Genomic DNA, 26,481 nt, shown 5'->3' on the forward strand with positions numbered 1-26,481 from the left:
CAACCCCTCTCCCGCGCGCGGGAGAGGGGCTCGGATCACGTCGGTTGCTAACGCACTAGCCCCTCTCCCGCCTGCGGGAGAGGGGTTGGGGGGAGGGCAAGCTTCTAGCAAGCAAACCCAAAGCAAACCCAACAACCAAAAACAAGAAAGGCGGGCAAAGCCCGCCTTTCCAAACAGCTTTCCCCAAGAAAGCAGCATCACCCAACCGGCGGCGCCTCGGCACTGAATACCTGCGCGATCACCGCCGACAGATCGTCTTCGGTAAACGGCTTGGTGATGTACGCCTTCGCCCCCTGGCGCATGCCCCACAAGCGATCAGTGTCCTGATCCTTGGTGGTCACCAGAATCACCGGGATGTGCTGCGTGGTCGCCTCGCGCTTGAGCGTGCGCGTTGCCTGGAACCCGTTGAGGTTCGGCATCACCACGTCCATCAGCACCAGGTCCGGCAACACCTGCTTGGCAACCTCCACCCCGGAGGCGCCATCAGTCGCTGTGAAAATCTCATGCCCCAGCTTTTCCACAATGCGCTGGATGCCCATCAACTGCGATGGTGAATCGTCGACGATCAGGATACGCGCCATGTTTTTCCCCAAGTAGTGGCGGCAGTGTAGTGCTGGCGCGGCGCTGGCGTGAAGTCGCTGCCTTCACGCCGGGGAAGTTCATGTGACTGCCGTCAATCAATTCTTACGACGGTACGGCCAAAGGACTTGCCTTCCAGCATCGTGGCGAACACCTCGGGCAGGCCATCCAGGCCCACTTCGCGGGTACAGATGCGGTCCAGGTGACGCGGCTTCCAGTCGCTGCCCAGACGCTGCCAGACCTGCTCGCGGATGTCGCGGGCAGTTCCGGCCGAAGCCACGCCGAGCAGGGAGACACCGCGGATGATGAAGGGCATCACCGTCATGTCCAGCTCGCCGGAGGCAGCGAGACCGGCCGACGCCACGTTGCCATAAGGGCTGGTCTGCGCCAGCAGGCTGGTCAACATGCTGCCGCCGACGTTGTCCAGGCCACCGCCAAAGCGCGCCGATTCCATCGGCCGGGTGGTGGCCAGGGCATCGCGGCCGAGGATCTGGCTGGCACCGATGGCGGTCAGGTAGTCGGCCGCCTCGGCCTTGCCGCTGATCGCGTGCACCTCGTAGCCGGCCTGGCTGAAGATATCCACCGCCAGCGAGCCGACCCCGCCGGTAGCGCCGGTGACCGCCAGCGGGCCGTGGGCCGGGGTCTGCCGGTTGTCGGTCATGCGCAGCAGTGCCAGCGCGGCGGTGAAGCCGGCCGTGCCCAGCACCATGGCCTCGCGCAGGCTGAGCTCGGCCGGCAGCGGGATCACCCACCTGGATTCCAGGCGCACGTACTGGCTGTAGCCGCCGTCACGGGTTTCGCTCAGGCCGCAGCCGGTGGTCAGCACCTGGTCGCCTTCGCGGAAGGCCGGGTCGCTGGAAGCGACCACCTCGCCGGCCACATCAATGCCGCCAACCAGCGGGAAGCGGCGCAGGATCTTGCCCTTGCCGGTACCGGCAAGCGCATCCTTGTAGTTGACCGAGGACCAGCGGGCGCGGATCACCACCTCGCCCGGGCTCAGCTGGTCCAGGCCCACTTGTTCAGGACCGCTGCGGTAGCCCGCGTCGTCGTTGTGGATGCGGAAGGCGGTGAACGGGGCGGTATGGGACATCGGTAGGCCTGCGTCGGAACGGGGGAGTGCAACCATAACTGTTGTGAAAAGGCGGGTCTGCCCTTATTCCTATTCAGAGCAGGTGCCGGGAGGGGCCTGCACGGATACCGCGGGACCCGTCTTGGCTGGGGCTCGCACCGCCGGATCAGCTACCTGGCTCGCTGATCAGTGGGTAAAACTTTCCGTTCAGGTAGCCCCGAACCTGTTCAGAGTCTGCCTTGTTAGAATCGGGATTCGATAGATGGTCAGGTCCTCGGCGGGAGCCCCCGCAGCCTGACCCTTACAGATGGAGCATGCATGGCCTGGAATACACCCGGCGGCAACAGCGGTGGTGGTGCGGACAACAACCGCGCGCCGCGTACGCCACGTGGCGGCAATGGCGGAGGTTGGGGTGGTGGACTGCCCGGTCCGCTGCGCGACCTGTTTGATGGCGGTATCTGGCGCTGGGTGCTGGTCGCGTTGGCTCTGCTGTTGTTGTTCTCCAGCTTCCAGCTGATCGGCGAACAGCAGCGCGGTGTGGTCCTGCGCTTCGGCGAGTACTCGCGCATCCTGCAGCCGGGCCCCAACTTCAAGCTGCCGTGGCCGCTGGAATCGGTGGTCAAGGTCAATGCGACCCAGATCAAGACCTTCAGCAGCAACGTGCCGGTGCTGACCCGGGACGAGAACATCGTCAACGTATCGGTCAACGTGCAGTACCGCGTGGACGACCCGCGCGAGTACCTGTTCGGTACCGTTGATGCTGACCAGATGCTGGAACAGTCCGCGCAGAGCGCCGTGCGTGAGCAGGTTGGCCGAGCCGACCTGAATACCGTGCTGAACAACCGTGGCCCGCTGGCCGTGGTCGCCGAGCAGCGCCTGCAGGCCTCGCTGAAGACCTACAAGACCGGCCTCAGTGTGACCGGCCTGACCCTGCCCGATGCGCGTCCGCCGGAAGAAGTGAAGCCGGCCTTCGACGAGGTCAACGGTGCCCAGCAGGTCAAGGAGCGTTTGATCAACGAAGCCCAGGCTTATGCCGCCAAGGTTGTACCCGAAGCGCGCGGCCAGGCCTCGCGTGCCCGTACCACCGCCGAAGGCTACAAGCAGGCCATCGTCGCCCGCGCCGAAGGTGACGCCCGCCGCTTCACCCTGTTGCAGGGGGAGTACAAGAACGCGCCGGAAGTCACCCGCAAGCGCCTGTGGTTGGAAACAGTGCAGCAGGTGCTGGCCGAGAACCGCAAGGTCATCGGTGGCGACGGTCGCCAGCTGATCTACGTGCCGATGCCGGCCGATGCCAGCAAGACCGGCATCGCCCCGCAGCTGACCCCGGAAATGGTGGCACCGGCCTTGCCGGCGGCGACCGATAGCATTCGCAACGCGGACCGTTCGGTCTCGCGCTCGGCATCGCGTGAGGAGGCCGGCCGATGAAAAATTCAGTCGTTATCGGCGTACTCGTCGCGGTGTTGCTGGGCCTGTTGGGTTCGGTCTATGTGGTCCGCGAAGACCAGACCGCCATGGTGCTCAACCTGGGCAAGGTGGTGCGTGCCGACATCAAGCCGGGCCTGCACTTCAAGGTGCCGCTGGTTGAAACCGTGCGCGTGTTCGATCGTCGCTTCCAGGTGCTGGACACCGCCCCGGCGCGTTACTTCACTGCCGAGCAGAAGGACGTCAGCGTCGACTTCTTCGCCATTGGCCGGATCTCCGACGTGCGCGCCTACTACCGCGCTACCGGCGGCGACAGCAAGATCGTCAACGCCCGCCTCGCACCGATCATCACCGACTCGCTGCGTAACCAGATCAACTCGCGCACCTTGCAGGCGTTGGTGTCCGGTGACCGAGGTGAGCTGATTGCCGGCCAGCTGAAGTCGATCAACGAGGCGATTGCCGCCCTGGGCATGGAGATCATCGACCTGCGCATCAAGCAGATCGACCTGCCGACCGACAGCCAGGTGATTGCCGACGTCTACGAGCGCATGCGCGCCCAGCGTAAGCAGGAGGCCGCCAAGCTGCGCGCCGAGGGCGAGGAGCAGTCGCTGACCATCCGCGCCCAGGCCGACCGCGAAAGCACCGTGATCGTGGCCGAAGCCGAACGTGATGCGCAGCAGCTGCGTGGTGAGGGCGATGCCCAGGCCGCGTCGATCTACGGCAAGGCCGGTTCGGCCGATCCGTCGTTCTACGCCTTCTACCGCAGCCTGGAGGCCTACCGCGCCTCGATGACCGACGGCAACGGCGTGATCGTGCTCGACAAGAACGATCCGTTCCTGCAGTACATGAAGAGCGATCGCTGATCGCTTGACCTTTAGCCCCTCTCCCCTCGGGAGAGGGGTTGGGGTGAGGGTAAGGGGCGGGACGCCTCTGATGCCCCTTATTCGATGGGCTTCGCCCGCACCCTCATCCGCCCTACGGGCACCTTCTCCCGCGGGGAGAAGGCAATGGCGATAGCGTATGCAAGACCTCTTTTCCGCCCTCTGCCTCGTTGCCATCATCGAAGGCCTGTTCCTGTTCATCGCGCCCTTGGCGTGGAAGCGGATGGCGGCGCAGATGCTGGAACAGCCCGCTGCATCCCTGCGCGGAATGGGCGCTGCGGCGCTGCTCATCGGCTTGGCGGTCCTGTGGTGGGTCCGCCACTGAACCAAACCCTGACGTCCGTACCAACCTGTACTCGCAGGGGTGGTAGCTGTCAGACAAAACCCGGATAATCCACAAAAGCCGGTCGGGCTTACTCCTCCTGGAGTGCCCCGTTCGGCTTTTTCCGTGTATGGCCCTGGCGTTTGCCGGATGCTCCCCGATGGGGCGTCCATGATGGCGGACCGCAGCGCAGCGCACGGCCCCGTCCGCGGCCCCGATGGTCGCAGCAAACTCAGGAGTTACCCGTCATGGGTCAATCAGTTGTCGTTCTCGGCGCCCAGTGGGGCGATGAAGGCAAGGGCAAGATCGTCGATCTGCTGACCGAGGAAATCGGCGCAGTGGTTCGTTTCCAGGGTGGTCACAACGCTGGCCATACCTTGGTCATCAACGGCAAGAAGACCGTCCTGCACCTGATTCCGTCAGGCATCCTGCGCGATGACGCGCTGTGCCTGATCGGCAATGGCGTGGTGATTTCCCCGGCCGCCCTGCGCAAGGAAATCGAAGAGCTGGAAACGGCCGGCGTCGAAGTGCGTTCGCGCCTGAAGATCTCGCCGGCAGCGCCGCTGATCATGCCGTACCACATCGCCCTGGACCAGGCGCGTGAGAAGGCCGCTGGTGGCAAGGCCATCGGCACCACCGGTCGCGGCATCGGCCCGGCCTATGAAGACAAGGTTGCACGTCGCGGCATCCGCATCGCCGACCTGCACTACCCGGAACAGCTGGCTGAAAAGCTGCGTGCCGCGCTGGATTACCACAACTTCGTGCTGACCAAGTACTTGGGCGTGGAGCCGGTGGATTTCGACACCGTGTACCAGGAAGCACTGGCCTTCGGCGAATACGTCGAGCCGATGAAGTCCGACGTTGCCGGCATCTGCCATGACCTGCGCAAGCAGGGCAAGCGCGTGCTGTTCGAAGGCGCGCAGGGCGCTCTGCTCGATATCGACCACGGCACCTACCCGTACGTCACCAGCTCCAACACCACCGTCGGTGGTGCACTGGCCGGTGCCGGCGTTGGCGCCGACGCCATCGACTACGTGCTGGGTATCGCCAAGGCCTACGCGACCCGCGTTGGCGGCGGCCCGTTCCCGACCGAGCTGGACGATGAAATCGGCCAGGGCATCCGTGACCGTGGCGCCGAGTACGGCGCATCGACCGGCCGTCCGCGTCGCTGTGGCTGGATGGACATCGTCGCGCTGAAGCGCGCCGTGGCCATCAACGGTATCTCCGGCCTGTGCATCACCAAGCTCGACGTGCTCGATGGCATGGAAAAGCTGAAGGTCTGCATCGCTTATGAATACCGTGGCAAGCGTTCGGAATACGCCCCGCTGGATGCGCAGGGCTGGGAAGAATGCACCCCCGTGTACCTGGAGTTCCCGGGCTGGAGCGAAAACACCCACGGCATCACCGAGTGGGACAAGCTGCCGCCGGCCGCGCGCGCCTACCTGCGTTCGCTGGAAGAACTGGCCGGCTGCCCGGTGTCGATCGTCTCGACCGGCCCGGACCGCGACCACACCATGATCCTGCAGGATCCGTGGGGCTGATAGCCGCGCCGTGATGTAACAGCCAGCGCCCCGCGTAAGCGGGGCGTTGTCGTTGTGGGGCATTACCGACAAGCCCAAACCCGTAGTGCCGACCCATGGTCGGCAGGGGCATTACCGATAAAGCCAAACCCGTAGTGCCGACCCATGGTCGGCAGGTGCATTACCGGTAACGCCCATTGCCGACCATGGGTCGGCACTACAGGCAGCGCAGCACTGGCTAGAATGGCTGGGCACGCCCCCCGCTGCCAGCCTGACTGCCCCGATGCGTATTGACCCTGCCGAAATCGAAGCCCTGTTCGACGCCATTCCCAGCGTGCTGTTTTTCGCCAAGGACATCGATGGGCGTTACACCCACGTCAACATGACGATGATGCAGCGCTTGGGCATGAAGTCGCGCAGTGATGCGATCGGCAAGCGTGCCGACGAGTTGTATCCGGTCGGGATGAGCGAGGCCTACACCGAACAGGACGCGCGGGTGCTGGCCGGCGAAGTGATCGAGAACGTGATGGAGCTGCAGTTGTTCCCCAACCAGCAGCCGGGATGGTGCCTGACCTGCAAGCGGCCCATCGTCGAGAACGGCAAGGTTGTCGGCCTGATCGGCATCTCCCGCGATCTGGGCCAGCGCGGTGGCCTGGAGTCGCAATACGAGCCGCTGCGGCTGGCGTTGGACTACCTCAATACGCATTACGCCGAAAACGTGCGCATGCAGACCTTGTTGGATATCACCGGCTTCTCGCTGTCCAAGCTTGAGCGCTCGTTCCGCAAAGTGTTCCAGATGACCCCGCAGCAGGTGCTGACACGCCTGCGCATCCAGATCGCGCTGCATCTGCTGCACGGCGAGGACAGCGTGGCCAGCATCGGCCAGGCCTGCGGCTTCAGTGACCAGAGCGCCTTCACCCGCAAGTTCAAAGCGGAAGTCGGCATGGCACCGCGCCAGTATCGGGCGATGATCGCCGAGCGCGCGCAGCAGGAAGCCGCACGCGCGGAGCTATGACTTCCGGCGGTGTTGGGCGGCGATAGAGGGGCAGATGATGCGGAGCTGATGGGCGTCTCGCCCACGACCTTCCGTAAGGAGCTTTGATGCGCCGTTCCCTTGTTGTTGCCATTGGTATCGCCCTTTCCTGCATTGCCACACCGGCTGTATTTGCTGCCGAACCTGTAGCAGCCGGCGTGAGCAAGAACGAAACCACCACCCAGCTGCCGCGTACCGCACGTCCGGATCATTACCGGGTGGAGATCACGCCGCACCCCGCGCAGATGGGTTTCGACGGCAAAGTCAGCATCGATCTGGAAGTGCTGCAGCCCACCAGCAGCATCGTGCTGCAGGCAGCGGGCATGCGCTTCGGCAGGAGCCAGCTGCAGGCGGCCGGTGGCAGCAAGCCAATGCTAACCACGGTCAGCGTGGACGAGGCCAACCAGACCGTAAGCTTCGTCGTGGCCACGCCGCTGCGGCCGGGTCGCTACACGCTGAGCATCGACTACAGCGGCACCATCAATACCCAGGCCAATGGCCTGTTCGCGCTGGATTACCCGGTGGCTGACGGCAGCAAGAAGCGCGCGCTGTTCACCCAGTTCGAGAACTCCGATGCACGCCGCTTCCTTCCGTCCTGGGATGAGCCGGGCTTCAAGGCCACCTTCGACCTGAGCGTGACCGTACCGGAAGCGGAGATGGCGGTCAGCAACATGCCGGTGGCCAGCAGCACGTCGCTGGGCAAGGGCCTGAAGCGGGTGGTGTTCCAGACCACGCCGAAGATGTCGACCTATCTGCTGTTCTTCTCCAGCGGTGAATTCGATCGCGCCACGGTCAAGGAAGGCGGCACCGAGATCGGTGTGATCGCGCAGACCGGCAAGGTCGAGCAGGCGCAGTTCGCGCTGGAAGGCAGCGCGGAAGTGTTGCGTGAATACAACGACTACTTTGGCGTGAAGTATCCGCTGCCCAAGCTCGACAACGTCGCCGCACCTGGCGGCAGCCAGTTCTTCAGTGCAATGGAGAACTGGGGGGCGATCTTCACCTTTGAATACGCCTTGCTGCTGGACCCGGCCGTGTCCAGTGTTTCCGACAAGAAGGCGGTGTTCTCGATTGCCGCACACGAAATCGCGCATCAATGGTTCGGCAACCTGGTGACGATGGCGTGGTGGGATGACCTCTGGCTCAACGAAGGTTTCGCGTCGTGGATGGAGGCGCGCACCACCCGCAAGCTGCACCCGGAATGGGACATCAACAACGTCGATGCCGCGCATACCAGTCGCGGCGCGATGGGACGCGATGCCTACGTCACTACCCATCCGATCGTGCAGCACGTGGCAACGGTGGAGCAGGCCAGCCAGGCCTTCGACGGCATCACCTATGGCAAGGGCTCGGCGGTGATTTCCATGTTCGAGGACTACGTCGGCGCCGATGCATGGCGTGATGGCGTGCGCCGTTACATCGCTGCCCATGCTTACGGCAATGCAGTCACCGATGACCTTTGGGCCGAAATCGACAAGGCCGCTCCGGGCAAACGTTTCATGGAAGTGGCGCATGATTTCACCCTGCAACCGGGCGTGCCCTTGATTCGTGCCAGCAGCAGCTGCGTCGCTGGCAACACCCAGGTGAAGCTGGGCCAGGGCGAGTACACGATTGATCGCAAGGACAAGCAGCCGCTGCATTGGCGCGTGCCGGTGAGTCTGCGCGTGGGCAATGGTGAGGTGGTGCACACGCTGGTTGACGGTGATACCAACGTACAGCTGCCGGGATGCACTGGGCCGCTGCTGGTCAATGCCGGGCAGAAGGGCTATTACCGCACCCTGTATGCGCCGACGCAGTTCAAGGCGCTGAGCACGGGCTTCGACAAGTTGCCGGTGGTCGACCAGCTCGGTGTGATGATGGATACCAGTGCACTGGCCGCAGCCGGCCTGCAGCCCGATGCGGATCTGCTGGATCTGACGGCGAAGATCGGTGCCGATGCGCCGACCGATCTATGGGACATGGCTGCCGGCACATTGAGCGGCATCGACGGCATGTTCGACGGCGATACCGCGCGGCAGGCCGCTTTCCGCAGTTACGCACGTTCGCGTTTGTCGCCAGTGCTGCAGTCGCTGGGTTGGGACGGCAAGGACACCGACTCGGCGCAGACCAAGGAATTGCGCAGTGGATTGATCGGCACTTTGGCAGCATTGGACGATGCGCAGGTGATTGCCGAAGCGCAGCGTCGCTTTGATACCTTCCTGGCCAAGCCGGATTCGCTGTCTCCGGACCTGCGCAGCAGTGTGCTGGGTGTGGTGGCACGCAATGCCGACACGGCGACCTGGGACAAGCTGCATATGCTGGCCAAGCAGGAAACCTCGGCGATGGTGCGTGACCAGTACTACGGCCTGCTGGCCCTGCCCAAGGACAAAGCGTTGGCGCAGCGCGCATTGGACATGGCGCTGACCGATGAGCCGGGTGCGACCAATAGCGCGGGCATGATTGGTGGCGTATCGCGCGAGCATGCGGATCTTGCGTTCGATTTCGCCGTTGCCAATCGCGAGAAGGTGGACACGCTGGTCGACAGTACTTCACGTGCGCGGTATTACCCGGGCCTGGGCCGCAGTGCCGACAACCTGCAGATGGTGGACAAGATCAAGGCATTTGCCGATGCACATATCGCACCGACCTCGCGACGTGATGCGGAGACGGTGATTGCCGGGATCCAGACCAAGCTGCGGCTGCGCGCAGAGCGCAAGCCGCAGGTGGATGCCTGGTTGAAGAAGCAGGGGTACTGATCCTGGGTTTACCTCGCACGATGCTCAAAAGGCGGGCTCCCGGGGTCGCCTTCCCGCTAAAGGCCATCGGGATTCGTGGCACACTGCCTCGCCGGTCAATCAGACCGGTGCGGAGGGGGCTCCGCATCACGGGGGAGTGAACATGCATCGTCTTGCCTTGCTGGCGTTTGTCGCACTGGGGCTGTCGCCATTGGCGGCGGCGCAGTCGGCGGGCGGCTACGTTCTTTGCACCGTCACCGATACCGGCCATACACCGGCGCGCGTCTGGGCATCGCCGGTACTCGAGTTCAATGCATCGATCCTGGACATGGAGGCGGTCAATCGCGTCGCCGGCGCCTTTCATCGCCACGTGGCAGGGCTCGGCGGAGCAGGCGAGAAAAGCTGCGTGGCGATGCGCACTCGGGCCGAAGCAGAAGCCCTCCGCGAAGAACAGCACGGCCTGTGGGACAAACGCACGTTGTTCGTGAAGGTGGGCAAATGGCATGACGTGCCATGGACACTACCTGCCGACGTACTTGCCGCTGTCGGCGTCACCCAGGCCCAGCCGCATTTCTTCCGTTGTCATGCAACTGCCACCGATGTGCCGGGGCGGCTGGTTACCGCATTGACCGTGAGCAGTGGCGTCTTCGAGAAATCGGTGCCAGGCGATCGTGCCTTGGCTGCGGCGCTGGAGCAGGCTGGGACGTATCGTGAGGCGTTCAAACCGGTGGCGCAGGCCGCAGGCATCCCTGCTGAAGCTGCCTACTGTTTCGCTTACGACACCCGTGCCGAAGCGGACAGGGCCGAACAGGATTACCGCCGCTTGATTGGCGGATTCACCGCAAAATACGACGTGGTGCGCTGGGTACCGGGCGACCAGCAGGCAGTGCGGTCGCCTGCTGCAGCGACACCGGTTGCCGGCGATGCTGGCGTGCAACGTGGTCGGTTGGGCGTGCGTTTTGGTGTGGTTGGTGCCGAGCTGGCGCAGGCGGTGGGGCTGGATGCTCAGCGCGGTGTATGGGTCATCGAGGTTGCCGAGGGTAGCGCGGCCGCAGTCGGCGGAATCCGGGCAAAGGATGTGCTGCTTGAGATGGATGGGCAGGCGCTAATGAAGCCGGATGAGCTGCCGGCCATGGTCAATCGTCTTGCGCCTGGTTCAGATGTGCTTGTGCGGGTATGGCGAGCCGGGCGCGAGCAGGGCCTGAAGATCGTAATGCCGGGCCAGCCTGCCGCCGCGATTGCCGAACAGGTGGATGCGCCGACTGGCGGGGCGGAGGCCGGCAAGGGACCTGCGGCGGAGGTGCCTGCTGCGCTGTATTGCCTGGGGTCGGTACAGCGAACCAAGCCGGCGTTGCTGCTGCGCACGCCGATACGCCAGCAGCCAACGGCGGATGCGGACCCGGCGACGCTGCAGGCAACGTTGGCATCGCTGTACACAGCGGCCAAGCAGGCGTATCCGGGCAGTTGGCGCAACCAGCAGGCCTACTGCCAGGACAGCTCCAGCGTGTTCCCGGGCGAAACGATGTGCATCTCCGCCAGCCAGAAGTACATGGGCGGGCTGCAGAATGCCATGTTGTTCTGCAATGGCTCGCGCGAGCAGATCGAGGCGCGCTCGCGGGAAATGAGCAAGGCCGATGGCGGAAATGCCCGGGCTTTCGACTGGCCAGCACAGTAGGCCTGCATTTTCAGCAGGGGGATTGCAAATGAAATGGCCCGCTTGCGCGGGCCATTCCGTTTCACCGACGGTTGCCTGATCAGGCTTCCACATCTTCCTTGTACGCATCAACCGGAATGCAGGCGCACATGATGTTCTTGTCGCCGTACACGTTGTCCACGCGGGCAACCGGCGGCCAGTACTTCTGCAACTTAAGCGACGGCAGCGGGAAGGCTGCCAGCTCACGCGGGTAGGCATGCGTCCACTCGCTGGCCGACACCGCGCCTGCGGTATGCGGGGCGTGCTTCAGCGGGTTGTCCTCGCGATCCAGCTTGCCGTCTTCGATGGCCTGGATTTCCTCGCGGATCTGGATCATCGCGTCGATGAAACGGTCCAGCTCGTGCTGCGATTCGCTTTCGGTCGGCTCGACCATCAGCGTGCCGGCAACCGGGAAGCTCAGGGTCGGGGCGTGGAAGCCGAAGTCGATCAGGCGCTTGGCCATGTCCTCGGCGCCGATGCCGGAGGTCTTCTCCAGCGGACGCACGTCGAGGATGCACTCATGCGCCACCAAGCCGTTACGGCCGGTGTACAGCGTGGCGTAGTGCGGGGCCAGGCGCTTGGCGATGTAGTTGGCGTTGAGCAATGCAACCTGGGTTGCCTTGCGCAGACCGGCGGTGCCCATCAGGGTGATGTACATCCAGCTGATCGGCAGGATCGAGGCGCTGCCGAAGCTGGCGGCGCTGACCATGCCGACCGGGCCGTTGTCGCCCAGCTTGCCCGGCAGGAACGGCGCCAGATGCGACTTCACCGCGCACGGGCCAACGCCTGGGCCGCCGCCGCCGTGCGGGATGCAGAAGGTCTTGTGCAGGTTCAGGTGCGACACGTCCGAGCCCCACTTGCCGGGCTTGGCCACGCCGACCAGGGCGTTCATGTTGGCACCGTCGGTGTACACCTGGCCGCCGTGCTTGTGGATGATCTCGCAGATCTCGACCACTTCTTCCTCGAACACGCCGTGCGTGGACGGGTAGGTCATCATGATCGCGGCCAGGCGGTCGCTGTACTTCTCGGCGTTGCGGCGGATGTCTTCGACATCGACGTTGCCGTTGCTGTCGGTCTTGGTCACGACCACGGTCATGCCGCACATCTGTGCCGAGGCCGGGTTGGTGCCGTGCGCCGAGTCCGGGATCAGGCAGATGTCGCGATGGCCTTCGTTGCGTGAGCGGTGGTAGGCGCGGATCGCCAGCAGGCCAGCGTACTCGCCCTGCGCGCCGGAGTTCGGCTGCAGGCTCACTGCGTCATAGCCAGTGCATTCGACCAGCATCGCTTCCAGGCCGTCGATCAGTTCCTTGTAGCCCTGCGCCTGGTCGGCCGGTGCCAGCGGGTGGATGTTGGCGAACTCCGGCCAGGTCACCGGGATCATCTCGGCGGTGGCGTTGAGCTTCATGGTGCAGCTGCCCAGCGGGATCATAGTGCGATCCATCGCCAGGTCCTTGTCGGCCAGCGAACGCAGGTAGCGCAGCATTTCGTGCTCGCTGTGGTGCGTGTTGAACACCGGGTGGGTCAGGAACTCGCTGCTGCGTACCAGAGCCTTCGGCAGCGCGTCGGCGGTGCTGGCGTCCAGCGCGTCCACATCGACGTTGGCATCGAACAGCTGGCCCAGCGCGACGACGTCGGCGCGGGTGGCGGTTTCGTCCAGGCTGATGCCGACCGAGCCGGCGTCGATGATGCGCAGGTTGATGCCGGCGGCTTCGGACTTGGCTTTCAGCGCAGCCGAATCAACGCCGGTGATGTGCAGGGTGTCGAAGAAGTCGTTGCCGACCGCAACGCCCTTGCCACGCAGTGCGGCGGCGAGGATGGCAGCCAGGCGATGGGTGCGGCGGGCAATGCGCTGCAGGCCTTCCGGACCGTGGTAGACGGCGTACATCGAGGCCATCACGGCAAGCAGCACCTGTGCGGTACAGATGTTGGAGGTGGCCTTCTCGCGGCGGATGTGCTGCTCGCGGGTCTGCAGGGTCAGGCGGTACGCGGCCTTGCCTTCGGTATCGACCGAGACACCGATCAGGCGGCCCGGCATCGAGCGCTTGTAGGCGTCGCGGCAGGCCATGAAGGCGGCGTGCGGGCCGCCGAAACCGAACGGCACGCCGAAACGCTGGCTGTTGCCGATGGCGATGTCCGCGCCCCATTCGCCGGGGGCGGCGATCAGGGTCAGTGCCAGCAGGTCGGTGGCGACGGCGACCAGGCCCTGACGGGCGTGCACGGCCTCGACCAGCGCCTTGTAGTCGCCGATGTTGCCCAGGCTGTCCGGGTACTGCAGCAGCACGCCGAAGGTGTCGGCGCTCAGTGCGTCAGCCGGCTTGCCGATCAACAGTTCGATGCCCATCGGCTCGGCGCGGGTGCGCAGCAGTTCCAGCGTCTGCGGGTGCACGCTGTCCTGCACGAAGAACACCTTGGACTTGGACTTGGCCGAACGCTTGGCCAGGGTCATCGCTTCGGCGGCGGCGGTGGCTTCGTCCAGCAGCGAGGCGTTGGCGATCTCCATGCCGGTCAGGTCGGCGACCATGGTCTGGAAGTTGATCAGTGCTTCCATGCGGCCCTGCGAGATTTCCGCCTGGTACGGCGTGTATGCCGTGTACCACGCCGGGTTCTCGAGGATATTGCGCAGGATCACGTTCGGCGTGTGGGTGCCGTAATAGCCCTGGCCGATGAAGCTGCGCAGGACCTTGTTCTTGTCAGCGATGGCGCGGATCTTGGCCAGCGCGTCGACTTCGGTCAGCGACTCGGGCAGCGCCAGCGGCGCCGGCGACTTGATCGAACCCGGCACGATGGCGTCGGTGAGTGCTTCGAGCGAATCGTGGCCAACGGTGCGCAGCATCTGCGCGATTTCAGCGTCGTTGGGGCCGATGTGGCGGTCGACGAACGCGGAATGGTGTTCGAGTTCGCGCAGCGAAAGAGTGTTCTGGGTCATGGCTGACGTCCGGAGAAGGCATGCAGGGCAGGGGCGGTGAGCCAGGTCTGCCCGGTTACCGTCCGGGTGCCGCGCACGCGCGCCACCACAGCCGGCAAGCAAAGGCTTACCTCGCGCCCCTCTGTCCTTTTGCCTGAGAGTTTGGAAGCGACGCGACGAGGATCGTGCGCTTCGTGCACCTTCGGCGCCGGATTGAACCGGTCTCTCCAGAGTTTTGCTACGGGTGGTATCGGGCCTGAGCGATTACGGGCGTTTGCGCCTTCGGCAGCGGGGTGAACCGCTTCTCCCACCTTGTTCGTACAGCGTAGCGATTATAGCCCGGTAAAGGCCCGGGGCAGACCCGCGCAGCGGCTTGGATTACCATCTGCATCCCGGTTTCAATCCCGCGCGTTGCACGCGTACGGCCGGGCATCCCGGAACCGCTGGCTGAAGTGGGTGAATGTCCGGACAAATTGACGCATCATGGCCGCGGAGCGCCGTCGCGCCCGGTCCTGTTCATCCTGTCCCCACCCCACATCGGCCCCGCGCCGGTGCCGTTGCTGGTTATTGAAAGCCATGGAAGCAAACAAGCAGGTTTCACTGCGCCGTATCGCCATTCTGGTGGCCGGTCTGTCGATGTTCGGTCCGTTCGCGATCGATGCGGTGTTCCCCGCATTCCCGCACATGGGCGCCGATCTGGGCGCCGACAAGCTGGCCATGCAGCAGGTGATCAGCGTCTACCTGTTGGCCTATGCTCTGATGAGCCTGGTGCACGGTGCGCTGTCCGATGCGCTCGGCCGCAAGGTGGTGATCATCGGCGGGCTGGTGGTGTTCATCGCTGCCTCCGTCGGTTGTGCGCTTTCCACCGACATGGGCACCCTGCTGCTGTTCCGCTTCCTGCAAGGGCTGTCGGCCGGCGTGGGCTACATCATCGGCCGCGCGGTGATCCGTGACCTGTATGACGGTGACGATGCCCAGCGCTTGATGAGCCAGGTCTCGATGATCTTCTCCATTGCCCCGGCCATCGCCCCGATCATCGGTGGCTGGTTGCTGGGCTGGACGCAGTGGCAGGGCATCTTCTGGTTCCTGGTCGGGTTCTCGGCGCTGCTGCTGCTGATCACCTGCATCTGGCTGCCGGAAACCCACCCGCCGCATGCACGGCTCAGCCTGCACCCCAAGCGCCTGCTGCAGGACTACATCAGCATCGGCATCAACCCGCGCTTCCTGCGCCTGGCCCTGGCCGGCTCGCTGGGCTTCGGTGGCCTGTTCCTGTACATCGCCTCGGCGCCGGCCTTCGTGCTTGACCTGCTGCACATGAACGAACGCCAGTTTGCCTGGTTGTTCATCCCGACCATCGGTGGCATGGCCTTGGGCGCCTATGCCTCCGGCCGCGCGGCAGGGCGCATGGACGGTGCCCGCGCGGTGCGCATCGGCTACAGCTTCATGGCGGTGGCGGCCATCTACAACATCAGCTACAACGCCTTCGCCACCGAGATGACGGTGCCGTGGGCGGTGCTGCCGTTCACCCTGACCTCGTTTGGCGTGGCCCTGATCTTCCCGATCCTGACCCTGGCGATCCTCGACATGTACCCGCGCCAGCGCGGCACGGCCTCGTCGATGCAGGCATTCAGCACCCTGGTGACCAACGCCATCATTGCTGGCGTGCTGTCGCCGATGCTCAGCCGCAGCGGCCTGAGCCTGGCCATCGGTGCGGCCCTGTTTGGCCTGGGCAGCTGGGCGATGTGGAAGTGGGAACGCATGAGCCAGCGGGCCCAGCGTGACGAAACCGCGTCCTGACACGAATTCACCCCCGCATCGGGGACAATAGTCGCGCCGCCATCACCGGCGGCCGTTCAAAGAGTGAACAACTGATGTCGATCCAATCCAAAGGCCGCCGCGAGGCGAAGAAGAAGCTGGCCGAGCGCGCACGCAACCAGGCCGAAGCCAATCCGCCGGTAAAGGCCAAAGTGGAGCCGCATGCCGAACTGCGCGACCAGCACCGTGCATTGCTGGCCGGCATCGTCCGCCGTGATGGCGAATGGGTGCTGGGCATGGATGGCAAGATTGCCGGCGAAACCACCAGCGCCGCACGCGTGCTGGCGCTGATCATGCAGGCCGCAGAATGGCACGAGAACAACGACACGCCAGTGCGGTTGATGTATTCCGATGTGCTCAAGGACGCCGCGCATGCCGAAGCGGCGGAGCAGGGCATCGATTTCGATACCTACAAGCGCAATCTGGCCGGCGAGCTGGGCGCGGTGGGCAAGGCGGCTGCGGGCACGCACTGAGCCTGCGTACAAGCTTGATACCGACAAGGGCGCCATTGGCGCCCTTGTCGTTTGTAGCGAGCGTGGCCTGCACCCCTGTTCCTGTGGGAGCGGCGTAAGCCGCGAAGCCCGTACAGCGTCAGTGCTTTTGCATGACTGCTATCGGTGAGGCCCCTGCCGAGCATGGCTCGGCACTACAGGGGGGCGATTGGCTTGTGTGGGAGCGGCGTAAGCCGCGAAGCTCGCCGAGCGTCCGTTGCATTACATTTTTCCATCGGTGAAGTCCCTGCCGAGCATGGCTCGGCACTACCGGGGGTGTTGGTAGTTCCACAACGGCCGGAACGCGCTGCGGTGCAGCCATGCCAGGGCCGCGAGATAGCAGAAGTGGAAGGTGCCCCACGGCCAATCGTGGTTGAGGAACAGGTGGAAGATGAAGATGCCGGTGACCAGCGGTGCAAGTACGGCGATGCCGAGGGGCGCGGTGCGCTGGAACAGCAGCAGGATGCCGCCCGCCAGGCAACTACCGGCGATCAACGGATCAACAATGCCGCTATCGGTCAGCGCGGTGGTAAGTGCCTTGGCGGCGGGGGCTTCCTTGTGGTCCGGCCATGCAGTGCCGAACAACCTATAGGAGAACCAACTGGCACCAACGTAGGTGTAGAACAGGGCGAACAGCCAACGAGCAACAGCAATGATCCAGGTCATGCCAGGTACTCCTGTCGTGCCGCCGGATGGCGGATTGAACCGAGGGAAAGACCGGTTGATGCCTGACCGGCAGGGAAGCCATGTCCTCGATATCGCCGATGGTAGCGCAGCGACGCGGCCCGTAGTCCGCCCGCTTGCGGCAGCTGCCGTGCCCGCGATGCTGGGCGCGCGGCGGCAGTAAGCAGGCCGTGGATGCAGTCGGTAGCGGATGGTATGGGGACGGATATGAAAGGCTGAAATCGACGTTGTGGCTATAATCAATCGGACGACGTTCTTTTGAGCATGGAGGCACTACTGATGTCCGTAGCAGGTATTCCTGACGTATCGCTGGTCGACAACAGCGAGCAGCGCACCCCGTTGGTATTGGTGCTGGACTGTTCCGGCAGCATGGGTGGCGCGCCGATCGAGCAGTTGAATGCCGGCCTGAAGCTGCTGGAAAAGCAGCTCAAGGACGATGTGATCGCCGCCAAGCGCGTGCGCGTGCTGGTGATCGAGTACGGCGGCATGGACAGTGCCAGCGTCATTGGTGACTGGTGCGACGCGATGGATTTCACTGCGCCGCAGCTGTCGGCCAATGGCACCACGCCGACCGGCGCAGCCGTGGATCTTGCGCTGCAGGAGATCGAGGACGAGAAAGCGCGCTTCCGCAATGCCGGTGTGGCTTATACGCGGCCATGGCTGTTCCTGATGTCCGACGGCCTGCCTACCGATGCCTGGGAAGCCAGCGCCGAGCGTTGCCGCGACAGCGAGGCACAGAACCGTGTGGCCGTGTTCCCGATCGGCGTTGGTGATGCTGAGGTGGCCGTGCTCGCGCAGTTCAGCCGCAACGGCGAACGTGGCGTGAAGCGCATGCAGGGCCTGCAGTTCAAGGAACTGTTCCTGTGGCTCAGCGCCAGCATGCGGGTGGTGTCCAACTCGACACCGGGCGGCCAGGTGCAACTGCCGTCCACCGATACCTGGTCGCTGGCGCCGGTTTGACCATGGCGTGGCGCGTGGTGGCGGCTTCTGCCACCGGACGCTCGCACCTGGATCGGGGCCAGCCCTGCCAGGATGCGTTCGCTTCCACCTGCGTGGGGCCAGTGCTGGTTGCTGCGGTCTGTGACGGTGCCGGCTCGGCGTCGCATAGCGACGTGGGGGCCCAGCATGTGGCGAGTGCCGTGGTGTCCGCGGTGGCGGCCCATCCCGCACTGGGCAGCCGACCGCTGGAGCTGGGCGTGGATGTGCTGCGCGCGATCATCGAACGCGCGGTCAATGATGCGCGCGGTGAGTTGGCGATGGCCTCGGTATCGAAGGGGTTGCGGCTGGCCGACCATGCCTGCACGCTGGTCGGGGCGGTTGCGGAAGCGCGTGGCGGCTGGTTCTTCCATGTCGGCGATGGTGTCGCCGCATGTGCGTTCGCGCAGCCGCAGGCGACGGCGGTGTCGTTGCCTGCCAACGGCGAGTACGCCAACGAAACCTGGTTCGTCACCGGCGACAACTGGCAGCAGCAGCTGCGGCTGATGCGTTTCGAAGGCGATGTAGAGGCGGTCGTTTTGATGTCCGATGGCGTGCAGCCGTTCGCGATGAACCGCGATGGCAGCGAATTGTTCCAGCCGTTCATCGGCCCGGTGATCCGTTATCTGCGCGGCGTGGATGAAGCGCAGGGCAGCCAGGCCTTGCAGGCGACCCTGGCGGATCCGCGCACCGACCAGATAACCGGCGACGACAAGACGTTGCTGCTTGCATTGCCGGGCTGAGCACATGCCGGCACGCAGTGGTGAAACCATCCAGGATGCACGGCGCGCACCGCTGACGCTTGGCAGGTTGATCAAGAGCGGCGGTGCCGGCAGCGTGTTCCTGCTCAAGGAACGGCCGCTCGAGGTCGCCAAGCTCTATCACCCAAGCGTCGAAACGCGCGTCTACGAGCGCAAGCTCAAGGCCATGCTGGAGCTCAGCCCGGACCTGCCGGATGTGCAGGAAAAGGGTGTGCGCCATGTGCAGATCGCCTGGCCGACCGGGCTGCTGCACGATCGCAGTGGCCGTTTCATCGGCTTCAGCATGCCGGTGCTGGATATTGCCGCCACCAGCGACCTGGAGCATGTGCTGCAGGAGCGGCAGGCGCGCGCTGAAGGCCTGCCAACCGCGTTGGGTGCGAAGGCGGCCCTGGCCGCCAATCTGGCGGTGATGTTGGCGGCACTGCACCGTCGCCAGCATTACGTGGTGGACCTCAAACCACTCAACGTGCGTTTCTATCGCAAGTCCTTGTTCATCGCGATGCTGGACTGCGATGGCTTCAGCATCCAGGGCAAGGACGAACGCTTTCCTGCCTGGCAGGTGACCACCGATTACCTGGCGCCGGAATTCCAGCAGCGTGGGGTGAAGGCCGGGCAGGAAGAGGCACAGGATCGTTTCGCGTTGGCGGTGATGGTTTTCCAGCTGCTCAACTCGGGCCTGCATCCTTACAGCGGGCGTCCGCAGGACGCCAGCGTGCCCAGCGATCTTCCCGGGCGCATCGCGGCGAATCTCTATCCCTACGGTCGCGGCCGCGGCAACATGCGTCTGCAGCCATCACCGGTCAGTGGCCATCAGGCGTTCCCCGAGGCACTGCGGCAGATGTTCGACCGCGCTTTCTCTGACCGGCCGGGGCAACGGCCGTCGGCGGAGGAGTGGGCAAGCCTGCTGCAATCGTATGCGCGATGCAGCGCCGGCATGCTGGTGAAGTGCGGCAAGGACGCAAGCCACCAGCATTTCAGCGGCATGCCGTGCGCGGCCTGCGCGCGCAAAACCCTTCTGGCCAATAGTGCACGCGCGACCAAGGCACGGGCCACGCGCAAGACTACCAAGGCGCAGCATCAGCAGCGGCCACGTGCCACCGGCACGCGCACTGTGCAGCCAGTGCAGGGCCATGCGATGCCCGTGCAAGCTGCACATCCGGCGGCCCCCCCCGGGCTGGGCGTGCGTCTGCTGATGGCGATAGTCGGGCCCTTGCTGCTTGGCTGGGCGATCAGTTGGGGCATGCCGGCTTATCGCGGATACAAGGCGGCAGCCAACCCCAGCTGGGGTGATGCAATGATGATGGGCATGCAAGGCGGCTTGCTGCTGTTTGCGGTCCTGCTGTTCGTGGTGTTCGTGCCGGTGCTGATCCAGGGCAAGCGGCCATGAAAATCGCCATTGGATTGCTGGTCGCCCTGGTGGTCATGTTGCTGCTGGCGCCGCTGTGGGGACTGCTTGCTGCGCTGGCATTTGATGGCATCGTCTGGGTTGGAAGCCAGCTTTCCAGCGGCACGCCGCGTGACGGGATGCTGGCATTCCGTGCAGGTGTGATCCTCGGTGGCTTGGCCGCGGTGGCTTCGCTGCTGCGGGTGGCGTGGCTCGACCGCGATGTTGGTTATCTGGCCGCAGCGGTGCTGGCGATGGTGGTGTTCTCGCTGGTGCTGTTTGGTACCGGCAAGGCACCGGCGCGCAAGGTGTCTTCATCCATCATGTCGATGGACACGGTTGAGGCGGCCTCCGGGCGCAGGCCAGATGATATCGCCTGGTATTCACGCAGTGCCTACGAGCGCGACGCCGCCGAAAAAGTGGTGGAGATAGCCCGTGACGCCGCACGCGGCAACCGCGAAGAGGCCAATGCCGCCCTGCAGGAACTGCGACGGTGGTCGAACCAGCGCCAGCTTCCCCCTCGCCAGCAGCAGCGGCTGGAGTATGAGCGGGCCAAGGAGCGCTTCCTGACAGGATTCAGGGCCGCCGACGATCCGGCCAACGCCGCTGATGCACGGCGCGAGCGCGGCCTGGCGTTGGAGGCAATGTGGGCGGCGGTGCCCGAGGTGACATTCAGCGGCATGCAGTTGTTGACCCACAGGCTTGGCGAGCTGGGCACGGCATTGCGCCTGCAGGCTGCAACCGATGCTGCGGATGCGCCTGCTCCCTCACTCGATACCCGCCTGCGCGATATCGTGTCGCTGCAGGAAGCATTGCTGGGCTACCAGCCGATGACGGCTGCGTTGTGGGAGAACTACGCAGCCATCGTTGTGGATTCGGACGAGGAACTGGCATTCGGTGCGTTGGTCACTGCCGAGATGCTCACCCGCGGTGATGGCGCGGCAGGCGCCCAGCCCAGCCTGGTCCAGACGTACCACCGCATGATTCGGACCGAACTGCAGCTGCATGTGAATCGGTTGCCGGAGATCTCCGCCCAACGCCTGGCGATACTGTCGTCACGGGTAGCCGTGCTGCCTTGGGAAGAAAGCGGTGGCAGCGCGCAGGCTCCGAACCCGGATGCGCTGGCCAGCGATCGCCTGCGCGCCGAACGAGCGTTGCCCGAAGCGTTGCCCGTGGCAACAGGGCGTGGCCTGCTGGCCGAACCGCCTCCGTCGCCGCCGTCGCCCCCGAATCTGTTCGCTTCGCGGGGCGAGGTGGTGGTGGATCTGCCTGCATCGGGTTTTGCGGCCATGCATGCGCCGGTCACGCTGCCACCTTCCGGTGTGGTCAAGGAGACCTACCTGGTGCTGGCCATCGACGTGTTGAAAAGCGGCGCCATCAGCTCGGTGCTGATCGAACACAGCAGTGGTGACCCGGCATTGGATACCAGGGCGCGCAACGCCGCGCGCTATTGGCGAGCCGTCGGCAGGGTGGCTGCTGCGGGCGAGCGCCGTCGGGTGGCAGTGGTGTTCAAGCCGGCGCCGAAACAGGCCGACACCGAGCCTGCCATCGTTGAGCGCCCCGAAGGCGTTGGTGCGTCCGAGTTCCTTGGCATGCTGGTGGCGGCAAAGGCGCGATCCAACCCGGTGCGCTATCCGCGGCAGGCATTGAACGCATCGGCCGAGGGCAGGGTGCTGCTGTCGATCACGCTGTCCGGCCGCGGGCGGGTGCAGGCCGTCGACATTGCGCAGAGCAGCGGCCATGCAGCGCTCGATAAAGCGGCGCGTGATGCAGCCCTGGGTTGGCATGTGAGTCCAGGGGCTGCGACGTCGGAGGTGGACACGGTGACGCTGCAGGTGCCGGTGGAGTTTCGTGGTCCTTGAGCGCGGCATTGCAGTGGCAGGATCATCTGCTGTTTCACGTTCACCGTTGAGCTTGTCCGGTGATCGCATGCCGGAAGGAATCGCCGTGGTGGCGCAAGGGAAAATCGCGATGGCTGTCGTCCGCAACCCTGCTCAATAGTCGCGCGCTGCGTCGAACCACTGCTGCGCGAGATCATCGTTTACGCCGAGGCGCAGGGCATGCTCCGAACGGCCGAGCTGCCAGATTGCCTCGCCGAGGTCGTCGCGTTCGGAGGTTTCGATGCCCTTGAGCGTATTGAAGCGTACGCTGAAGCGGGTAAGGGCGGCCTCCGCGTCGGCAAGTGTGCGTGCAGCTGCCAATGCCGCCAAAGCGCTGTCGTACGCCTCATTGGCCAGCTTGGCCGAGCGCTTTGGCCAGGCCGAGAACGGACGGCCAAACTCGCTTTCCCACCATGCTGGCTTGCGCAACTGCGATACCGACGCATGTCCGCTCCACGGACGCTGCTGGCTGCGGGCCTTCAACTGCTGGCGCAGGTGCTTGCCTGCGGTTTCTTCGACATTGAAGGCAATGAAACCGTCCAGCGTGGGCCAGCAGCTCAGCGCTGGCAGGCCTGCCAATGACGGCATGTAGCGCAGCTGCAGGTCCTGCAGCTGTGGTTGTGCCGCAAGTGCTTCAAGGTCGACGAAGTTGCCATGCAGGCTCAGCGACTTCAGATGTTTGAAGCGTGACAGGCATTTCAGCGAGATGGGGCGAGCCATCGGCTTGTTGACCAGCATCAGGTCATGGACGCCATGCAGCTCGCCCATGTCCGGTAGCTGGAACGCAGTGGTCTCCCTGCGCGAGCCAGTTTCCGGGGCCAGCGACAGGGAGCGGGGCAGTGGTCCCTGCGCCGAGAAGCGACTGATATCGCCGGAGACACCGAGGTGGAGATTCGCTGCGATTTCCTGCCCGGGCAGGAGCAGCTGCAGCTGTGCTTCCGTCTGCCCCAGTTGAATCGCGAGGGTGCGGATGTTGGATCCGGTTGCATCGACCACGGTATCGGTGTCGAGCCCAGGCACCCAGGTCAGCTGCTCGATGGGGCGCTGATGGGCCCACTTGAAGATGCTTTGATCGTTGCCTGTGTAGTGGATCACCCGCGGCCAGGGTGAGCCGGCCGGTGTGGCGAATGGAGTGAAGACTGCCCAGTTGATCCTGAGGTCAGGGGCAACCTGGAGATCTGATTTGCCCGCAGCTGCAGTAGGTGCGATCACCAGGCTGCCTACGCCCAGCGTACGCACCAGGGTGTGGCTGCCGGGGCCGGTGAGGTCCAGCGGGTAGCTGCCGGGCCCGGTCAGTGGAGCGTCAACGCTGTTGTCTGTTGCAGTGTTTCTACTGTCCATGTTCATCCTTGGCGTGGCTGCCGTTCATCCACGTGGCTCAGACGCTCACGCCATCAACCGCCTTCGATGCTCAGGCTGCCGAGCACGGCATTGGCGTTTGCCTCAAACCCGGGATCGCGATTGTCATCGGTGTAGCGATGGTAGTAGCGCAATTCGTAGCCAACGCCTTTGGCTTGCAGGGAGCCACAGGAGAGTGCGTATTGTTCGCTCCATTGCCGTTGCCCATCCGCTGCTGGTTGTCGCGCTTCGAGCAGGAGATGGATCTTTGCGCAGCGTGGGTCTGCAGGATACTCGCTCACCTGGAGTGCGCTGATCTTGAAGCGGGGGCTGCTTGCGTAGCCTTGTTCCAGGTTGCGTTTGATGGTCCTGATGTAGCCGGATAACGGAGATATCGGTGCATCAAGCGTGGTCATATAGGCTTCGATCTTGCGGTTGTCCGAAGCGGATTCCGCATTCCAGCTGAGCGTCGTACTGGTTCCCGAACCACTCCTTGTCCAGCCTTCTTCGTCCGGCGGTGTGAATGCAAGGCCTAGCGTCCTGCTTGCATCGGTGATGCCGAGAGATATCTGCCCGGTACCCCTGCTCTCGGTCGCGAGCGCCGGGCCGGGCAGCGCCGAATGGATGGCGAGTGCGACAAGGCCTGCTGCGAGGTTCATCCGTATCTCCCGAAGGTGCCGGGTAACCATGCCATGGCATGACGAAGTGTCAAGGCGGGCGCATGGCTGATCGTGATGTGCTGGTCAGCTGTGGGTCGCATCTGGTGTCGACGCAGATGCTGCGAGCGGATAAGCAAAGGGCACCATTGCGGCGCCCTTTGCGTGCATCTTCAGTTGCAGCGCTTACGGTGCCGACGGCTGCGCCGGTGCGGCTGCTGGAGCAGCAGCCGGAGCCGCTGCCTGCCAACCACACATCTGGCCTTCGTTCTGCTGCTTCAGCCATTCCTGCAGCGGTGCGAAGTATTCCAGCATCGGGCCTGCATCGAGCTTCTCGGTGCCGGTCAGTTCCTTCAGCGTGGCCTGCCACGGCTGGCTGGAACCCTTGCTCAGCATTGCCCAGAACTTCTGCCCGGCTTCCTTGTTGCCGTAGAAGCTGCACTCGTTGAGCGGGCCGGTGTAGCCGGACGCGTCGCACAGGCCCTTGTAGAACTGGTACTGCAGGATGCGCGCCAGGAAGTAGCGCAGGTACGGGGTGTTGCCCGGCACGTGGTACTTGGCGCCGGCGTCGAAGAACTCTTCGCCGCGTGCGCTGGCCGGGGCCACGCCCTGGTACTGCGCCTTCAGTTCCCACCACTTCTGGTTGTACTGGTCCGGCTTGATCGAGCCGTCGAACACGCCCCAGCGCCAGCGGTCGATCATCAGACCGAACGGCAGGAACGACACGCCCGACATCGCCATGCGCATCTGCGCATTGATGGTGGCTTCGCGGCTTTCCTGCTGCGCGCCGACCAGGCCGATCGAGTTGAGGTACTTCGGCGTCATCGCCAGCACGATGGTGTCGCCGATGGCTTCGTGGAAGCCGTCGTTGGCACCGCCCTGGAACAACGGCGGCAGCGGGTTGTAGGCCAGGTCGTAGTAGATGTGGCCGAGCTCGTGGTAGATGGTGGTGAAGTTTTCTTCGTTCGGGGTGATGCACATCTTGGTGCGCACGTCCGGGCCCACGTCCTTGCCATCGCCGCCCATGTTCATGTCCCAGGCGCTGGCGTGGCAGACCACGTTGCGGTCCAACGGCTTGATGAACTGGGTGTTCTGCCAGTAGCTCTCCGGCAGCTTGGGCATGCCCAGCGAGACGTAGAAGTCCTGCGCACGCTCGGTCATCTGCCGGGCCGTGACCAGTTCGGCCTCACGCTGTGCCTTGAAGCGGCTTGCCGGGTCGGCGCCACCGGCCTTGGCCAGTGCGGCGCTCAGGTTGGTCTGGTACTGCTTTTCCAGCGCGGCGGTGATGTCCAGGCTGCCCGCGTTCGGGTACGGCGCGGTCATGTCCCACAGGTTGCTCCAATCCTGCTGCCACATGTTGCCGGTCAGGTGCGCGGCAATCATGCCGCCGCCGACCTCGGCCTTGTCCTTGCCGTATTCCTTGTCCAGCTTGGCGCGGGTATAGCAATGTACCTGCTCGTACAGCGGCTTGACCTGCTCCCACAGGCGGTCGGTTTCCGGGCCGACCTGGTCGGCCGGCATGTCGTAGCCGCTGCGCCACATCTGGCCGGCATCGGTATAGCCCAGTTCGCGGGCACCTTCGTTGACCAGTTCGACGAAGCGCTGGTAGTTGGCACGCGACGGCACCGCGGTGGACTGCCAGCCCTGCCAGGCATCGAGCTGCTTGTCGTAGTCACGCGAGGTGGCCAGCACCTTCTCAAGGTCGCCGAGCTGGCGGCAGTTCTTGTTGTCGCCTTCGCCCACGCAGTAGGTGCCGGCGCCGTAGTCGCCTTCCAGCTTGGTGGCGATGCCGGCCAGTTCGGCCAGCTTCTGCGGGTCGCGCGGGGCGGGCATCGAGGTCATCAGCTTGAGCAGGCTGATGGCGCGCTTGGTGTCGGCGCTCATCGGCTGGCCGTCGTACTTGTTGGCCTGCTCGATCCAGCCATTGAGCACGGTCAGCCAGCGCTCGTTGGCCTTGGCAGCAACGCGGGCCGAATCGTCATTGATGTAGGTGGACGACAGCCACTGGGCCGAAGTCATTTCCGGGTACATGGCCTTGTATTCGGCATTGACGCGGGCGATGAACTGGTCGGCGCTTTCGGCCGGTGCGGCCTGGGTGGTGGCCGGCTTGGCGGCGTCGGTGGCGGCGTCCTTTTTGCAGGCAGCCAGCGAGAGCACGGCCACGCCAACGGCGGCGGCCAGGACCAAATGACGATTCTTCACAGCAAACCCCGGTTTGTAAGTACCGGCGAAGGCTAGTGGGGCAGCGGCCGGGCCGCAAGTGGGGAAAGGGATGCACCCCTGTAGTGGGGGGGGGGGGGGGGGGGGGGGGGGGGGGGGGGGTGCGTGGGGGGCGGAGGGGCGGGCGGGGGCGGGGGGGGGG

General features: G+C 64.6%; 20 protein-coding genes and 1 riboswitch. Of the genes, 13 read left to right on the forward strand and 7 right to left on the reverse strand.

Annotated features, from left to right (window positions below; genetic code table 11):
• Positions 1-197: 197 nt before the first annotated feature.
• Positions 198-581, reverse strand: coding sequence for a twitching motility response regulator PilH (gene pilH / locus AC13FW_RS14600; protein WP_062166594.1), 384 nt, complete (start codon positions 579-581; stop codon positions 198-200).
• Between the two features lie 92 nt (positions 582-673).
• On the reverse strand, positions 674-1,669 hold the full coding sequence (locus AC13FW_RS14605) for a YhdH/YhfP family quinone oxidoreductase (RefSeq protein ID WP_482989562.1): 996 nt from the start codon (positions 1,667-1,669) through the stop codon (positions 674-676).
• A 297-nt stretch (positions 1,670-1,966) separates the two neighbouring features.
• Here AC13FW_RS14605 and hflK point away from each other — a divergent pair, with 297 nt between their 5' ends.
• From hflK to AC13FW_RS14640, 7 genes are all read left to right on the forward strand, one after another.
• A complete protein-coding gene (gene hflK / locus AC13FW_RS14610) occupies positions 1,967-3,073 on the forward strand; it encodes an FtsH protease activity modulator HflK (protein ID WP_482989563.1) in 1,107 nt (368 codons plus the stop codon).
• On the forward strand, positions 3,070-3,933 hold the full coding sequence (gene hflC, locus AC13FW_RS14615; RefSeq protein ID WP_282265868.1) for a protease modulator HflC: 864 nt from the start codon (positions 3,070-3,072) through the stop codon (positions 3,931-3,933). The genes hflK and hflC overlap by 4 nt, the downstream gene beginning before the upstream one ends.
• Positions 3,934-4,090: 157 nt before the next feature.
• Positions 4,091-4,276 (forward strand): DUF2065 domain-containing protein, encoded by a 186-nt coding sequence (locus AC13FW_RS14620; protein WP_482989564.1) that lies wholly within the window; start codon positions 4,091-4,093, stop codon positions 4,274-4,276.
• Positions 4,277-4,521: 245 nt separating this feature from the next.
• Complete coding sequence (locus AC13FW_RS14625; RefSeq protein WP_282273389.1) at positions 4,522-5,814, forward strand: adenylosuccinate synthase; 1,293 nt, start codon at positions 4,522-4,524, stop codon at positions 5,812-5,814.
• A gap of 262 nt (positions 5,815-6,076) precedes the next feature.
• Positions 6,077-6,808 carry an AraC family transcriptional regulator gene (locus AC13FW_RS14630; RefSeq protein WP_296253793.1) on the forward strand — a complete coding sequence of 244 codons (732 nt, stop codon included), beginning with the start codon at positions 6,077-6,079 and terminating at the stop codon, positions 6,806-6,808.
• A gap of 86 nt (positions 6,809-6,894) precedes the next feature.
• Positions 6,895-9,558 (forward strand): M1 family metallopeptidase, encoded by a 2,664-nt coding sequence (locus AC13FW_RS14635; RefSeq protein WP_482989565.1) that lies wholly within the window; start codon positions 6,895-6,897, stop codon positions 9,556-9,558.
• 142 nt (positions 9,559-9,700) lie between these two features.
• The gene (locus AC13FW_RS14640; RefSeq protein WP_482989566.1) at positions 9,701-11,212 is read left to right on the forward strand and encodes a S1C family serine protease; all 1,512 of its coding nucleotides are present in this window, start codon (positions 9,701-9,703) and stop codon (positions 11,210-11,212) included.
• A gap of 79 nt (positions 11,213-11,291) precedes the next feature.
• Here the strand turns inward: AC13FW_RS14640 and gcvP are convergent, their stop codons facing one another.
• A complete protein-coding gene (gene gcvP / locus AC13FW_RS14645) occupies positions 11,292-14,156 on the reverse strand; it encodes an aminomethyl-transferring glycine dehydrogenase (protein WP_482989567.1) in 2,865 nt (954 codons plus the stop codon).
• Positions 14,157-14,267: 111 nt separating this feature from the next.
• Positions 14,268-14,376: riboswitch (glycine riboswitch) on the reverse strand.
• Positions 14,377-14,711: 335 nt separating this feature from the next.
• Here gcvP and AC13FW_RS14650 point away from each other — a divergent pair.
• On the forward strand, positions 14,712-15,932 hold the full coding sequence (locus AC13FW_RS14650) for a multidrug effflux MFS transporter (protein WP_296248134.1): 1,221 nt from the start codon (positions 14,712-14,714) through the stop codon (positions 15,930-15,932).
• Positions 15,933-16,006: 74 nt separating this feature from the next.
• Positions 16,007-16,423, forward strand: a complete 417-nt coding sequence (locus AC13FW_RS14655; RefSeq protein ID WP_481508869.1) for a hypothetical protein — start codon at positions 16,007-16,009, stop codon at positions 16,421-16,423.
• Between the two features lie 285 nt (positions 16,424-16,708).
• Here AC13FW_RS14655 and AC13FW_RS14660 read toward each other — a convergent pair whose 3' ends face one another.
• Positions 16,709-17,107: a hypothetical protein gene (locus tag AC13FW_RS14660; protein WP_482989568.1), complete on the reverse strand. Its 399-nt coding sequence runs from the start codon at positions 17,105-17,107 to the stop codon at positions 16,709-16,711.
• A 297-nt stretch (positions 17,108-17,404) separates the two neighbouring features.
• On the opposite strand from AC13FW_RS14660, the gene AC13FW_RS14665 reads away from it, so the two are divergent.
• From AC13FW_RS14665 to AC13FW_RS14680, 4 genes are read left to right on the forward strand one after another with little or no spacing between them, the layout of a single operon-like run.
• Positions 17,405-18,085 carry a vWA domain-containing protein gene (locus tag AC13FW_RS14665; protein ID WP_296248142.1) on the forward strand — a complete coding sequence of 227 codons (681 nt, stop codon included), beginning with the start codon at positions 17,405-17,407 and terminating at the stop codon, positions 18,083-18,085.
• Between the two features lie 2 nt (positions 18,086-18,087).
• A complete protein-coding gene (locus AC13FW_RS14670) occupies positions 18,088-18,843 on the forward strand; it encodes a PP2C family serine/threonine-protein phosphatase (protein WP_296248144.1) in 756 nt (251 codons plus the stop codon).
• 4 nt (positions 18,844-18,847) lie between these two features.
• Positions 18,848-20,248, forward strand: coding sequence for a hypothetical protein (locus AC13FW_RS14675; protein ID WP_482989569.1), 1,401 nt, complete (start codon positions 18,848-18,850; stop codon positions 20,246-20,248).
• Positions 20,245-22,107, forward strand: a complete 1,863-nt coding sequence (locus tag AC13FW_RS14680; RefSeq protein WP_482989570.1) for an energy transducer TonB — start codon at positions 20,245-20,247, stop codon at positions 22,105-22,107. The genes AC13FW_RS14675 and AC13FW_RS14680 overlap by 4 nt, the downstream gene beginning before the upstream one ends.
• 132 nt (positions 22,108-22,239) lie before the next feature.
• Here the strand turns inward: AC13FW_RS14680 and AC13FW_RS14685 are convergent, their stop codons facing one another.
• The 3 genes from AC13FW_RS14685 to AC13FW_RS14695 form a co-directional block, all read right to left on the reverse strand.
• Entirely contained in the window at positions 22,240-23,466 is a 1,227-nt protein-coding gene (locus AC13FW_RS14685) for a hypothetical protein (protein WP_482989571.1), read from the reverse strand.
• Between the two features lie 53 nt (positions 23,467-23,519).
• Positions 23,520-24,122 carry a hypothetical protein gene (locus tag AC13FW_RS14690; protein ID WP_482989572.1) on the reverse strand — a complete coding sequence of 201 codons (603 nt, stop codon included), beginning with the start codon at positions 24,120-24,122 and terminating at the stop codon, positions 23,520-23,522.
• 183 nt (positions 24,123-24,305) lie between these two features.
• Positions 24,306-26,321, reverse strand: a complete 2,016-nt coding sequence (locus AC13FW_RS14695) for a M2 family metallopeptidase (protein WP_313172970.1) — start codon at positions 26,319-26,321, stop codon at positions 24,306-24,308.
• Between the last annotated feature and the right edge of the window lie 160 nt (positions 26,322-26,481).

The sequence above is a fragment of the Stenotrophomonas sp. 21LCFQ19 genome (assembly GCF_056861425.1).